Origin of the sequence: Curtobacterium herbarum (assembly GCF_016907335.1) — a bacterium.
GTDB classification, from domain to species: Bacteria; Actinomycetota; Actinomycetes; order Actinomycetales; family Microbacteriaceae; genus Curtobacterium; species Curtobacterium herbarum.
This window is the reverse complement of the sequence record NZ_JAFBBT010000001.1, coordinates 2,904,195-2,917,261: the sequence shown is the minus strand read 5'-3', so window position 1 is coordinate 2,917,261 and position 13,067 is coordinate 2,904,195. Positions and strand designations below refer to the sequence as shown.

Below are 13,067 nucleotides of genomic sequence, written 5' to 3'. Positions count from 1 at the left end.
GCTCCAGCGTCGACCGAGGACGCGATGTCATCCAGCGCGACGGCTCCGCTGCCGCCGGACCTGCACGAGCATCACGACCAGTGCGAGCCCGATCAGCACCGGGATCCAGACGGACCCGGATGCGGCCGGAGCCACGACCACTCCGAGCACCAGACAGATCCCCGCACACACCGCGATGACGATGTCCCCAGCAGTCCACTTCATGGTCGTCCCCTCGTTCGACTTCCTGACACGCTACGACGTGGCTGCGCTGCAGTCACCCCGGGAGGCCATGGTCGAGAACACGAGGTCCCTGACGGTCGCCGCGTCCTGCGTCGCACGGTCGATCAGGACGCCTCGCATCCCGGCAGATCGAGCGCCGGCCACGTCGCGGACGGGATCGTCGCCGAAGAAGGCGCAGTCGGCGGGGCGGACCCCCACCTCGGCCGCGAGTGCCGCGAACGCACCGGCGTGGGGCTTCTGGAACCCGATCCGCTCCGAGACGCAGACGACGTCGAACAGCTGGTCGATCCCGGTCTGCGCGAGCTTGTCGAGCTGCTGCTCCTCGGATCCGTTGGTGAGGAGCCCGACGCGGTACCCCTGCGCGCGGAGGTCTCGCAGGAGGTCCGCGACGTCGGGGAACGTCCGCCACGCAGCCCGGTACGAGCGGAGGTAGTCCGCGAACATCGCGTCCACCCCCGCGTCGTCTGCGGCGACGACGCAACCGAGCGGCGGCAGGACGGTCCGGAGGCGCTGCCGACGTTGCTCCGGGAAGCTGACCTCCCCGAGGCGCCACCGTTCGAACTGCTCCTCCTCGGCGGCGAACCAGGAGGCGAGCGCGGCCTCCGTGCTCTCCGCTCCCTGACGCTCGAGGAACGCCGCTGCCCCGACCTGAGCTGCGCCGGCGTGGTCGAACAGCGTGCCGTCCAGGTCGAAGCAGGCTGCCAGTGGTGTCGTCATCCGAGGTCCAGACAGAACGCCATGACGGCGTCGAGGGTGGTGAGGGACCGCATGGCACCACCGTAGACAGTGAGTTGCCCGCTGACGGGTGGGACCTACGCCGCGTTCACCACTGATCCCGCTGTCAAGGCCCGTGACGCCAGGGCAGTCGCGAGGCCGGCAGCGATGACGGTGAGGACGAGTGATGCAACGATCGGGAGACCCGGGACCGCGGTGACGACGTAGTGCCCCGCGATCACCCGGAGACCCAGAGCGCTGCCGACGAGCCCGGCGAGCAGGCCGACACCGACGACGATCGCCGTCTGCAGGACGAGCACGCCGCGAGTCCAGGACGGCCGGATGCCGAGTGCCACCAACTGCTCCGAGTAGCTCCGGAGACGATGCGCCTGGTCGGTGATGACGAGGAGCAGGACCACGAAGCCGCCGAAGACGAGCCCCGCGAAGAACACCAGCGCAGCAGCCGGCAACTCCGGAGCCGGCGGTGGCACGTGGTAGTGCACGAACTCACTGTCGTACCCAGCACGGACGGTGGCCCGCACCGCGGAACGGATCTCGGTGTCGTTCACCGACGGGTAGAGGTACTTCACCGGAGGACTCACTGGCAGTCCGAGTCGACGAGCGGTACTGGTGAGGACAGCACCGGAGAACTGGCTGCTGAAGGCACGAGCAACGTGCGCCTTGACCGTCCGCAGGGCGGGGGTGGTCAGTTGTCGTTCACCACCGTTGGCGACCACGACGAAACCCTGCGCTCCTCGCGCACCGCTGAAGTCGACGACGCCGCCCGATCGGAGCACGGACTCGGCGTTCTGCGGCAGGCCATCGCCCACGAGCTTCCGGAGGTCGTCGGGGTTCGCGAGGGTCATGGTGGCCGTCCCGCCGTCGGCGGCATGCGAGAAACGTGCAGCCGGGCCCGCTGCTCCGGACGCGGTCGGTGGATCCGCGAGGCCGCGGACCACCACTGGCCGCCCGAGCCCGGGGACGGAGGCGACAGCACGGGACACGCCGTCCACGTCCCCGGTGTCACTCGCCTTCTCGACCCACAGCTGACCGGCCGGCACCGTACTGAACGTGAACGCGCTGTCGTTCGCTTGCTTGCTCGCCAGCTGCGCACCGACGGTGATCGGCACTGCGATGCAGACGGCGACCACTGCCGCGGCAACACCCTGTCGCACGACCGAGGCACGCATGATCCCCCGTGCGACGAACAGACGAGGACGACTTCTCGGAAGGAGCCACACCACGAGTCGGATGACGTCGGGTGTGAGCAGGACCACCGCCGCGATGGCCGCGTAGGCGCCGAGCAGCCAACCGCGCGACGTCGTTCCGAACGCGAACGCCGCGACGACGAGCAGCGCGACCAGCACACGGCGGACGAGCCCGACGTGGATGTCGTGCAAGAACGGAGTCAGCCCCGGGAACGACGACGCAGCCGCTCCCTGTCCTGGCCACAGCGCGCCCACCGCGAGGACTGCGACCGGCAGTGTGACGACCACCCAGGATGCTGCGGTCATCCCGCCGATCGGGGAGAACGGTTGCGTCGCCATCGGTGCGAGGACCGTGATGCGGAGGAGTGCAGCGACGGCCACGCCGACCACGACACCGGATGCGACGGCGACCGCGGCACTCACGGTGAGGACCCCGGCCTGCAGCAGTGTCACTGTGCGGCGGCGGAGGCCGAGCTGCACGAGCCGGTCGGTCATCACGAGGGTCGGTCGGCGCATCGTCGCGATCGCCAGGGCCGCGACGAGCAACGCGATGAGGAGCAGCGGGGCGTAGGACACGACGACCTGGTCGCTGCCGAACGCCACGGGGCGAGCGGCCTCCAGAGAGGCACGCGTCGCGTGGTTCGCCTTCCACGCATCGGAGCGATCGCCCTGTTCAGCCGGCAACGGCGGGAGGACTCGGTCAGCTGCACTGCCGATCTGGACCGCGTCTGCCGATCCACGCCAGAAGACGGTGATCTGGCCCTCCGCGGGTTGGTACTGCCGGGCTGCCGGTCGGGGTGTCAGTCCGGCCCAGGTACCGGGGCCAGCGACCATGCTGTCCCCGTGACGGTCATCGTCGTCGCGGATGACTCCGGTGACGTGGAACCGGGTCTGCCCGGACAACACTGTGAAACTCGATCGATCGCTGGTCGGCAATCCGTCGAGGAGGTGCTCGGACACGACGACGTCGTTGGACTTCGTCGGCCAGGCGCCACGCAGCAGTTCGTACCGACCAGGGAAGGTCGTCCGCAGTGATGCGTCTTCGAGGTACCGCACCACGTCGGTCGGTGCTTGGAAGTAGAACTTCGGGTACGCGTCGGGACGGAGTGTCCGCGACTCGACGAGGACATCGGAGTCGGCCGCTACTGCCGATACCGAGCGTCGCAACGCCGGTACGTCGCCGGTCCCGAGGTCGCCGACGTCGATCGCGTTGTACGTCGAGTCGTCGTAGACGCCGAACTGCTGCCGGGCTGTGTGCGACGGCGTCTGGGTGAACGAGTTCACGCAGATGACGACCGTCGTCAGCGCCATGAACGCGACACCGAGCAGCAGCGCTGCTCGACGCAGAGCGGCACCGCGCAGCCATCGTCTGACCAGCAACCGGGCTGCGGGCAGCGGCAAGGCAGTCACAGCGCCGTGACCTTCCCGTCCACCATGTGGAACGCGACGTCCGAGTACTCCTGGGCGATCGGATCGTGCGTCGCCAGGAGGATCGTCGTCCCATCGGAACGCGCACGTTCTCGGAGGAGGGCGAACAATGCGCGTGAGTTCTCGAGGTCCAGGGCTCCCGTTGGCTCGTCCGCCAGCAGGAGTTCCTGCTCTCCGGCGAGCGCTCTCGCGATCCCGATCCGCTGGCGCTGTCCGCCGGACATCTGCGCCGGGAGTCGGTCAACGAGGTGTTCGACACCGACCGCTGCCAGCGCTCGGCGTGCGGCGGCGCCCGCGGCCGCACGCTCCATCCCCTTCACGAGCAGTGGGAGGACGACGTTCTCCTCGGCGGTGAACTCGGGCAGGAGGTTGTTCGTCTGGAAGACGACACCGATCCGCCGCAACCGGAGATCGGCACGCTCGGCTTCGTTCCGTCGGGTCAGGTCTTCGCCGGTGACCATCACTTGCCCCGAGTCGACTGTCTCGATGCCGGCCAGGACACTCAGCATCGTGGTCTTCCCCGAGCCGCTCGCGCCGTACAGACACGCGACCTGGCCTGGAGCCAGATCGAGGTCGACCGCGTCGAGCGCAGTGACGACGTCTCCGTTCGTCGAGAACGTCTTCGAGGCGGCGCGGAGTTGCACGACCATGGGGTGCCTTTCCGGTGGGAGACGACCTTGCCTCCGGTCCTGCAAGGTGAACAACACTCGGTTCGAGCTTGGCCAGGATCAGCCGGGGCGTGGGGATCCTGTGGAGAGCGAAAGCCGATTGTGACCTGGAGTCGAGAGAACGGCGTCAGTCCGTGATGGCGAGGTCACCCGGCGCGAGTGTCCGCCCGTTCCTGGTTCCCCAGCCACTCGGCGAACCGCGGACCGATGACCTCGGCGTCTGCTCCGGGAACCAGCGCCCCGTTCCGGAAGGCCCGCCCCATCGCGCCCGGGATCGGCAACGGGACCGCGACCACACCGCGGTCGGGCAAGGACCGCGTCATCTCCCACAGCGTCGTCGTCTCCGGGCCCGCGACGTCGACCTCCGTCTCGGTCCGGAGGCCCGTGGCGACGTCGGCGACGACCGTCGCGACGCTGTCGAGTGCGACCGGCGCGATGGTCATGCCGGGCACGAGTGCGAACGGCCCGGTCCGCATCCGCTCGAGGTTCTGTCGCGCGAACTCGAACCACTGCGTCGAGCGCACGATCGTGAGTCGCGGGCTCACGTCCCTCGCGATCTGCTCCTGGATGGTCTTGCCGGCGAAGTACCCGTAGCCCTGCACAGTGGGCAGCATGCAGTTGACGATCGACAGGAGCACGTGGTGCGCCTGGAGGTCCGCCGCGGCTGCGGCGATCGCTCGTGTCGAGCGGCCGAAGAAGTCCGTCGCGCGCCGCCGGCTCGTGGTGAACATGCCGGTCGCCTCGACGATGACGTCAGCTCCCGCCAGTCGCATCGTGGCGTCTTCACGGAGCATGTCGAAACCGGTCGCTCGCGAGTGCTGCGTCACGTCGCACCCCCGTGCCCGCAGTGCCTGCTCGATCGCGCGTCCGGAAGCGCCCCCACCCACCACTGCAACCTGCATGCCGTCCCCCTCGTGTCTCTACAGATGTAGAGGATACTACGATCGACTGGTGTCCGAGCGGCGGAAGTCCCTGGCAGACGCTGGTCTGCGGCTGGTCGCACGCGAGGGTGTGCGCGCACTGACGCACCGGGCGGTCGACGCAGAGGCCGGGGTCCCAGCGGGATCGACCTCCTACTACGCGCGGAGTCGGAACGAACTCACGGCCCTCGTGGTCGCTCGGATCTCCGAACGGCTCGCGACCGCGCTCGAGACCGTGGCCGTCCCTCCCGTCCTCGACGTCGATGCCGCGACCGGCATCGCGGAGGCGTTCCTCGAGACGCTGGGGCGAGAGCACGATGCCCAGGCAGCGCGACTGGCGTTGCTCGCCGAACTGCGGGCCGACGATGCGCTGCGGACGCCCCTGACCGCGGCGGACCCGGTCCGCGCCGCACTCATCGCCACCGCAGAGCAGATCCTCCGGGCGCTGGGCTCACCCGACGCCCCTGCGGCCGCGGTCGACTTCGTCGGCCTGGTCGACGCACTCCTGCTCTACCGCATCGCTCGCGTCGGCCCGATCGACTCACGTCGCGTCCTCACCGCCTACCTCGGAGGCCTCGCGTCGCGGTGACGGAGGGGTGGATCCCCGGGGAGGATCGGGTGATCAGAACAGCGGCTCGATGAGGTGCGGCCCGTCGTTCCGCACGCTGTTCACGGTCCGCGCGACCTCGTACTGCTCGAGGCCCGCCGCGACCTCGAGGGACTCCCGGTCGAGGAGGGCGAGCAGGTCGTTGGTGCCGGCACCGTCGCCGAGCCAGGCGTCGTAGCCGTCGGGGGTCAGGAACGCCGGCATCCGGTCGTGCACCTCACCCGGAGCGACATGGGCGTCCCGCGTGATGATCGCGAGCGACAGTCGCCACTTGTCCGGATCGTCCTCGGGCTTCGTGGGGTCGGGCCAGGCGCTGACGACACCGGCCATCGCCAGCGCTCCGCCGGGCTCGTGGACGAAGTGCGGCTCCTTGCCGTCCTCGCGCACGACCCATTCGTAGTAGCCCTGCGCTGGCACGATGCACCGGTTCGTCGCGAACGCACGCTTGAACATGCCGCTCGTGGCGACGGTCTCGATGCGGGCGTTGATCGGCTTCGGGCGCTGCTTCTGGAAGTCCTTCGCCCAGCTCGGTACGAAGCCCCAGCTGATCTGCGGCAGTTCACGCTGCCTGTGCCGCTGCCGGACCGCGTACACGGGGTCGGTCGGCGCGACGTTCCAGCTCGGCGCGAGGCCGGCGTGGACCTCGCCGGTGTCCTCGTCGACGTGCTCGGTGCGCGCCGCGAGCTCCCCGACGAGTTCGGGCAGCAGGTCAGCGGTGGTGTCGGAGACGACGAAGCGGCCACACATGAGCCCAGTGTGCACGGAGCCGCCGACGTGTGCGCTGGTCAGCTGGCGCGGAACGCCAGTCGCGCTCGCCGAGGAACCAGGGGATGAGGACGTCGATCTGTGCTCCTCCTCGCACCCAGCGATGCTGGTGGCCCTCCAAGCTCTCGCCGTCGGCGACGAAGCCGAGCTCACGCAGTGCGGTCGTGAACTCGAGGAGCATGCGCGGCCGGGCTCGGACGTCGAGGGCAGTGTCGGCATCGTGGGTCGGACGGTTGGGGAGCGCGCCACGCTCCCAGCACAAGGACTGCACCATCTGGCCTCCGACCAGCGCCCAGCCGGTCGGGAGTCGGTCGTGGAGATCGAAGAGCGCATGCCAAGCCGCTGCCTGCACCGGGCGCAGGGGCGGTGCGACGACGGTCACAGCGCAGTCCTGACCAGGTCGCCCACGACCGAGCGCTCGCGAGGTCCGGCACTGTGCGCGAGGTCGAAGATCAGCGTCCCGAGCGGAACGGGTCGGTTCGGGCGCTCGTCGTCGACGTACAGCAGGACGTTTGGACGATCGGGCACCCGCACCAGGAGGAACTCCTGCTCGACCGCCCGCAGATCGGCGCGGGCGACGTGCGCGACCACGATCCCCGCGTCGCTGACGCCGACGCGCGGATCACTGACACCGGTGGCGACCAGCCGGTGGTCCTGCGCGAGATCGTCGAGGTCGCCGTCCGCCACCCGGTACCCGACCGGCGCAGCATGCTCTGCTCGCGTCCAGTCGGCGATGACCTGCCACGGGACCCGCGACTCGGGTAGCGAGTCCAGGCGAGCGCGGACCCGCGCTCGCTCGGTGTTCGACAGTCCGTCGGCCCAGTCGGGGTCGCCGGAGAGACGGCTGCAGAGCGCCCGGGACGAGCGTGCGGACAGTGGTCGTCCGGCCCGGCGCCGGCGTGGTGCCCCGACATCGATGAGCCATCGGCCGGCGAGCCGGCGGGCGGGGAGCGCTCCGGAGGCTGCTGCCGCCTGCACCCGGCGCACCGAGATCCCCTGGGCAGCCGCGTACTCGGCGGCGGTCATCTCGGCCATGGCTCCTCCGATCGCGTGACGATGAGTACCAGAACTGTACGCCGAGGCGAACAGTTGTGGTACCTACGCGATCAGAGCACGCTGTAGCCCGCCGGCAACGCCCCACGGCCCGACAGCGCCCGCAGCAGCAGCGGCCCGTCCCCACGCCGGACCGCCACCTCGGTGAGCAACAGACTGGAGGCCCGCACCGCCTCCACCGGCACCTCGACCGTCACGACGTGGCTGGCCCCGGCGACCGCACGCACCAGGTCGTCCCCGTGCACGACGAGTTCCAGCACCCGGGTGTGGAGGTACTCGTCCACGGGGAGACGGAGGCCGCCCACGACGGTGATGCGGGCCTCCCGTCCGGTGGTGTCGACGGCGGCGAGCGCACGGTCGCGGGCGAGGGCCACCGCGGCCGCCGGGGCGGAGCCGAGCGCAGCGCCGGCGGCGACGCCCCGTGCGGCGACGTCGTCGGGGTCGGCGACGGAGCCCGCGATGGCGCGGAGGTACCCGACGGCGTCCCCGACGTCGTCCCCGACCTCGGGGGAGTGGGCGGGCCCGTCCTTCGCCGAGAGGTAGGCGGCGACCGTCAGCAGTGCGCGGTTGGTGTGGCCGACGAGGGCGCGGACGTTCCAGACGCCGAGCGCCGGGGCGGCCCAGAGTGCCGGGTCGTCCTCCGGTGTCGGCAGTGCGCCGACGACCTCGACGAACCAGGCCGCGGTCGTGGCGAAGAGCTGGCGGGGGTCCATGCGCTCATCCTGTCCTGCGGGGCGGCCGGAGTCACCCGTCCTCCGGTCAGTCGCCGGGCAGGCTGATCTTCGAGCCCGACGGGAACCGGTTGCGGCCCGGGGGTGTGGTCGGGGCCTCGTGCGGAGCGAGTGCGGCCGCGGTGCGGTGCGCACGCTCGGTCCGGCCGAGCTGCACGAGTCCGGGCAGGAGGGTCCAGAGGAACAGGATCGTCATCGTGAAGCCCACCGTGTGCCGGTCGCCGGTGGTGAGCAGCGCGACGCCGGCGAGCGAGCAGCCGATCAACACCGCCGCGGCCCGTGCGACGTCGACCACGAGTGTCCGCCGCACCAGTGCCGTGTCGTGCAGGACGTCGGCGCGGTCCTCGGGTCGCATCTCAGGCGGCTGCCGGACCAGGTAGCGCTGCACGGAGTCGCGGGCCAGACGCATCGTCTCCGGCCGGACCGGTTCGCCGTCGATCGTGGCGCGCGGCTCCCGGGTCTGCGCGAGCGGGAAGCACCCGACGGTGACCAGGCCGGCCGCCAGCGAGGCGAGCACCACCACGATCGTCGCCCGCACGGGTCCGGCGTCTGTCCAGCCGGTGGTGGCTGCGGTGAGGCCGAGAGCCAGGGCAGCGACGACACCGACGGTGATGCCCCCGGTGATGGCTCGTCGGAAGCGCTTCGGCGAGACGTCCTCGCCGAACCGCGCACGGAACACCTGCCACCCCAGTCGGAACACGACCCCTGTCTACCGACTCCCGCTGAGGATCGCTCGGACACGCCCGGCCATGTGTGGCGGTGCGGTGCGTCGTCCGCGCGACCCCGGGCCTCCCCAGCGATCGTCCAGCGACGCTCGATGACCTGGCGGCATGAGTCTCGACATCGTCTACACCGCAGCCGCCCACGCCACCGGAGGCGGCCGCGACGGACACGTCCGCACCGAGGACGACCGGATCGACCTCGACACCCGACCGCCGAAGGAGATGGGTGGCAGCGGCGAGGGCACCAACCCCGAGCAGCTCTTCGCCGCCGGGTACGCGGCCTGCTTCCTCGGCGCGCTGCACGCCGCCGGCCGTGAGCTGACACTGGACACCACAGGCGCCGAGGTCTCCGCCGAGGTCAGCATCGGCGGCAACGGCTCCGGCGGCTTCGGCCTGGCGGTCGAGCTCGACGTGTACGCACCGAGCGTCGCCGGACCCGAACGGCAGCGACTGGTCGAGCTCGCGCACACGATCTGCCCGTACTCGAACGCCACGCGCGGCAACATCACGGTGACGCTCTCGCTCGTCGACTGAGGCCCTCGCGCCGCTCGCCGCTCACCGCTCCCTAGGCTGGAGCGGTGAGCACCGACCGCTGCCCCTGCCTGAGCGGCAACCCCTACGACGAGTGCTGCGGCCCCCTCCACGCCGGCGCACCCGCACCCACCGCCGAGCGGCTGATGCGGTCGCGGTTCTCCGCCTTCGCGCTCGGCCTGCCGGAATACCTGCTCCGCAGCTGGCACCCGCGCACGCGTCCCGCGTCGCTGGACCTGGACCCTGACCAGCGCTGGACGCGGCTCGACATCCTCGGCACCCGGTCGGGAGGCCCGTTCGACTCCGCCGGCACCGTCACGTTCCGCGCGTGGTGGCGTTCCGACACCGAGCGCGGGACGCTCGAGGAGACGAGCGACTTCGTCCGCGAGGGCGGGCACTGGTACTACGTCGACGGCCTGGTGGCCTGAGGGTCGGCCTCGGGGCGGGGTGCACACCACGCGGCGGCCTGCTGAGAAATACTGGTGCGTAGAATTTCAGGTATGGCAGGATCGATGGGCGACGACGACGTCGCGATCCTGAACGGAAGGCCCACCATGGCATTGCGGAAGTCCTTGCTCGTCCTCGTGAGCAGCATCGCCCTCTTCATCTCAGCAGTCGGAGCCAGCCCGGCGTCAGCGTCGACGATCGAGGGGGTAAGTTCTCCTGCGGCCGCATTGCTGCCCGACGTCGTTCTCGCTGACGGTTCCGTGTACGCAGTACCGACGCAGGCCGCAGCGCAACTCGAGCGGGCACGACAGCAGCTCTCCGCATCTGATCCCGTCCTGTTCGCCGAGGTTGAGCGCACGTACGAGCAGACAGTGCGGGCCCTGCAGGCCGATTCCGCATCGACAGCAGCTGTGGTCCTCGCGCCGAAGCGCGCCTGCGTCACCGTGACCAAGTCTGCCGTCATCGCTTTCGCATGGGTCGTCATCGGCTACGGGTCACTCCTGGCGGCGGTCGGTGGGTTCCTCGATCTGACGATCGTCGGGCTGCCCGCGGGGGCGGTCCTCAATGCGATCGGCATCGGGGACGTCTTCGTCGGCACCGTGTTGCTCGACCGAGCGAACCGGATCAAGTGGTCCAGCAAGCGCGTCTGCATCTGAGGCGCGGCTGATGGACAGCTCTGTCATCCTTGCTCTCGGTGTCTTACTGGCGGTCGTGGCCACCTCTGGCGCACAGGCGCAACGTCGGCGATCGCGACGTCGGAACGGCGAGGTGTCGCAGCATCGCAGTGGTCCCGTGACGACCGTGATCGTGGTGCTCGCGATCGCAGGGCTGTCGTGCCTCCTGATCGCTCTGCTCCTCCTGCCGATCATCTGACCCGCTGCCGTCCGTCCGCCGGGACGCCGCGGTCTGCTCGAGACGCCGCGGAAGTCGGCGGCGTCTCGGGCGAACGGCGGCGCCGGACGGAGACGGGGCCGTCTCGCCGCGGGGTGCCGCGGGTCCCGCGTCAGCCGATCGACTCCGGCAGGCCCACGGCCGTGCGCATGGCCCGGCGGACCTCGGCCTCGGCGGGCAGCAGCTCGTCGTCGTCCCCGGTCAGGAAGAAGCGGATCTGCCCGATCGCCTGCTCGACGAGCATGTCCAGGCCGTTCAACACCCGCCCACCCGCAGCCGTCCACGCCGCGGAGGCCCGGGTCGGCCACGGCGCGTACGCCACGTCGAGCAACACCGCGTCCGGACCCGACGGCACGAGGGGCAGCTCGTCCGCAGCACCGCCCGGCAGCGTCGACACCACGAAGCCCATCGGGTCCGCCGAACCGAGGTCCTGCAGGTCGTGCACCTCGAGCGTCACGCCCAGCCGAGCGGCCAGCAGCACCAGGTCGCCCGCCTTGCCGGTGTCACGCAGGAACACCCGGACCAGCGAGGCGCCGAGTCGCAGTGACGCGGTGAGGGCGCTCGCCGCGGTCGCCCCGCCGCCCAGGATGACGGCCTCGCCCGGCACGTGACCGAGTGCGGCGACCGGACGGACGATCCCCTCGACGTCGGTGTTCGCACCCGCCAGGACGACCGACGAGCCCTCGCGGCGGAACGCGACGGTGTTCGCGACTCCGAGCTCGTCCACGAGTGGGGTCGTCCGGTCGAGCAGGGGGAGCACCTCGCGCTTCAGCGGCATCGTGAGGCTGAGGCCACGCCATTCCGGGCCGAGCCCCGCGACGAACGCGGCGAGCCCACCGGAGGCGAGCTCGTGCCTCCCGTACGAGAACGGCAGACCGAGCACGTCGTAGGCCGCTGCGTGCAGCCGGGGGGAGAGTGAATGCGCGATCGGGGAGCCGAGAACGGCGAGTTCGGTGCGGTCGGCGTCGGGGAAGGTGAGGGCCACGGCCGCAGCCTATCCAGGCAGGACTCGGCGCCCACCCGGCGGGGGAACCCTTAGGTTAGGCTACCCTTCGTGATCCGTTCCTCCCTCTCCAAGCGCCGTTTCGGGCGTGTGCTCGCCGCGGCCGGCGCCGTCGTCGCGGCCTCGCTCGTGCTGGCCGGCTGCTCCTCGTCGAGCCCCTCGTCCTCGTCGTCCGCCGCCGGCTCGTCCGACGGCGCCTTCCCCGTGTCGATCACGACCGGGCTCGGCACCACGACGATCGACTCCGCCCCGAAGCGCGTCGTCGCCCTCGGCTGGGGAGACGCCGAGACGGCACTCGAGCTCGGCGTGCAGCCCGTCGGCGCCAGTGACTGGCTCGCCTTCGGTGGCGACGGCGTCGGACCGTGGCTCAAGGGGGCGTACAAGAAGTCCCCGAAGATCATCAAGACGCTCGAGCCCAGCTACGAGGACATCCTCAAGCTCAAGCCGGACCTGATCCTCGACGTGAAGTCCTCGGGCGACAAGGACCGCTACGACAAGCTGTCGGCCATCGCCCCGACCGTCGCGATCCCGAAGGGCGGCGAGAACTACCTCGCCTCCACCACGCAGCAGGTCGACATGATCTCGAAGGCGCTCGGTAAGGAGGCCGAGGGCAAGAAGCTGCTCAGCGACCTCGACGACTCGTACGCCGCCGCACGCACGGCGCACCCCGAATTCAAGGGCAAGACCGCCGCGATCGGCGCCTACACGTCGGAGGGCTTCGGGGTCTACGCCTCCCGCGACAGCCGCGCCACGTTCATGCAGAACCTCGGCTTCACGATCCCGTCCGCGATCGACAAGGCCGCCGGCAAGGAGTTCTCGGTCTCGCTGTCGAACGAGAACCTCGACCTGCTCGACGCCGACCTGACCGTCGTCCTGCCGATCTACGTCGACGCGTCGAAGGCCACCGCGGACCCGCTGTTCCAGAAGGTGCCGTCGGTCGAGGCCGGGCACTCCATCGTGGTGGACGACGCCGACGTCTCGAACGCGTTCTCGCTCGGGACGACCGCGGCCATCGAGTGGGCGCTGAAGCGGCTGCCGGACGAGTTCGCGAAGAAGCTCGGCTGACGCCGGGGCCGGCGGCGGCGGTGGCGCGCCAGCCCGGCGGCCGGCTGGCCGGCCGGCGCCGGGGCGCCAGCCGGACCCGCACAACAGAAACC

General features: G+C 70.6%; 16 protein-coding genes. 6 read left to right on the top strand and 10 right to left on the bottom strand.

Translation table 11 applies throughout. The features are described 5' to 3' along the window. Positions 1-27: 27 nt before the first annotated feature. The 5 genes from JOD51_RS13885 to JOD51_RS13865 all read right to left on the bottom strand — a co-directional run bounded on the left by JOD51_RS13885 (position 28) and on the right by JOD51_RS13865 (position 5,142). Positions 28-204, bottom strand: coding sequence for a hypothetical protein (locus JOD51_RS13885; RefSeq protein WP_204609478.1), 177 nt, complete (start codon positions 202-204; stop codon positions 28-30). A gap of 30 nt (positions 205-234) precedes the next feature. Then, on the bottom strand, positions 235-939 hold the full coding sequence (locus JOD51_RS13880) for an HAD family hydrolase (protein ID WP_204609476.1): 705 nt from the start codon (positions 937-939) through the stop codon (positions 235-237). A gap of 95 nt (positions 940-1,034) precedes the next feature. After that, positions 1,035-3,554, bottom strand: a complete 2,520-nt coding sequence (locus JOD51_RS13875) for an ABC transporter permease (RefSeq protein WP_204609475.1) — start codon at positions 3,552-3,554, stop codon at positions 1,035-1,037. Continuing rightward, a complete protein-coding gene (locus JOD51_RS13870; protein ID WP_204609473.1) occupies positions 3,551-4,222 on the bottom strand; it encodes an ABC transporter ATP-binding protein in 672 nt (223 codons plus the stop codon). The genes JOD51_RS13875 and JOD51_RS13870 overlap by 4 nt, the downstream gene beginning before the upstream one ends. A gap of 164 nt (positions 4,223-4,386) precedes the next feature. After that, positions 4,387-5,142, bottom strand: a complete 756-nt coding sequence (locus tag JOD51_RS13865; RefSeq protein WP_204609471.1) for an SDR family oxidoreductase — start codon at positions 5,140-5,142, stop codon at positions 4,387-4,389. 49 nt (positions 5,143-5,191) lie between these two features. Between JOD51_RS13865 and JOD51_RS13860 the strand changes: the two genes are divergently transcribed. Then, complete coding sequence (locus JOD51_RS13860) at positions 5,192-5,749, top strand: TetR/AcrR family transcriptional regulator (protein WP_259557464.1); 558 nt, start codon at positions 5,192-5,194, stop codon at positions 5,747-5,749. A 33-nt stretch (positions 5,750-5,782) separates the two neighbouring features. On the opposite strand, the gene JOD51_RS13855 is transcribed toward JOD51_RS13860, so the two are convergent. The 4 genes from JOD51_RS13855 to JOD51_RS13840 all read right to left on the bottom strand — a co-directional run bounded on the left by JOD51_RS13855 (position 5,783) and on the right by JOD51_RS13840 (position 9,016). Next, on the bottom strand, positions 5,783-6,514 hold the full coding sequence (locus tag JOD51_RS13855; protein ID WP_204609467.1) for an SOS response-associated peptidase: 732 nt from the start codon (positions 6,512-6,514) through the stop codon (positions 5,783-5,785). 396 nt (positions 6,515-6,910) lie between these two features. Beyond that, positions 6,911-7,567: a hypothetical protein gene (locus JOD51_RS13850; protein ID WP_204609465.1), complete on the bottom strand. Its 657-nt coding sequence runs from the start codon at positions 7,565-7,567 to the stop codon at positions 6,911-6,913. 71 nt (positions 7,568-7,638) lie between these two features. Further along, positions 7,639-8,298 (bottom strand): maleylpyruvate isomerase N-terminal domain-containing protein, encoded by a 660-nt coding sequence (locus JOD51_RS13845; protein ID WP_204609463.1) that lies wholly within the window; start codon positions 8,296-8,298, stop codon positions 7,639-7,641. Positions 8,299-8,344: 46 nt separating this feature from the next. Continuing rightward, complete coding sequence (locus JOD51_RS13840; RefSeq protein WP_204609461.1) at positions 8,345-9,016, bottom strand: hypothetical protein; 672 nt, start codon at positions 9,014-9,016, stop codon at positions 8,345-8,347. A gap of 130 nt (positions 9,017-9,146) precedes the next feature. Here JOD51_RS13840 and JOD51_RS13835 point away from each other — a divergent pair, with 130 nt between their 5' ends. From JOD51_RS13835 to JOD51_RS13820, 4 genes are all read left to right on the top strand, one after another. Continuing rightward, positions 9,147-9,572, top strand: coding sequence for an organic hydroperoxide resistance protein (locus JOD51_RS13835; RefSeq protein ID WP_111074879.1), 426 nt, complete (start codon positions 9,147-9,149; stop codon positions 9,570-9,572). Between the two features lie 44 nt (positions 9,573-9,616). Further along, positions 9,617-9,997 carry a YchJ family protein gene (locus JOD51_RS13830; RefSeq protein ID WP_204609460.1) on the top strand — a complete coding sequence of 127 codons (381 nt, stop codon included), beginning with the start codon at positions 9,617-9,619 and terminating at the stop codon, positions 9,995-9,997. 84 nt (positions 9,998-10,081) lie between these two features. After that, positions 10,082-10,672 carry a hypothetical protein gene (locus JOD51_RS13825; RefSeq protein ID WP_204609458.1) on the top strand — a complete coding sequence of 197 codons (591 nt, stop codon included), beginning with the start codon at positions 10,082-10,084 and terminating at the stop codon, positions 10,670-10,672. Positions 10,673-10,682: 10 nt separating this feature from the next. After that, positions 10,683-10,889, top strand: a complete 207-nt coding sequence (locus JOD51_RS13820; protein WP_204609456.1) for a hypothetical protein — start codon at positions 10,683-10,685, stop codon at positions 10,887-10,889. Positions 10,890-11,019: 130 nt separating this feature from the next. Here the strand turns inward: JOD51_RS13820 and JOD51_RS13815 are convergent, their stop codons facing one another. Further along, entirely contained in the window at positions 11,020-11,892 is an 873-nt protein-coding gene (locus JOD51_RS13815) for a shikimate dehydrogenase family protein (RefSeq protein ID WP_204609454.1), read from the bottom strand. A 69-nt stretch (positions 11,893-11,961) separates the two neighbouring features. Between JOD51_RS13815 and JOD51_RS13810 the strand changes: the two genes are divergently transcribed. After that, the gene (locus JOD51_RS13810; protein ID WP_259557465.1) at positions 11,962-12,975 is read left to right on the top strand and encodes an iron-siderophore ABC transporter substrate-binding protein; all 1,014 of its coding nucleotides are present in this window, start codon (positions 11,962-11,964) and stop codon (positions 12,973-12,975) included. Positions 12,976-13,067: the final 92 nt, after the last annotated feature.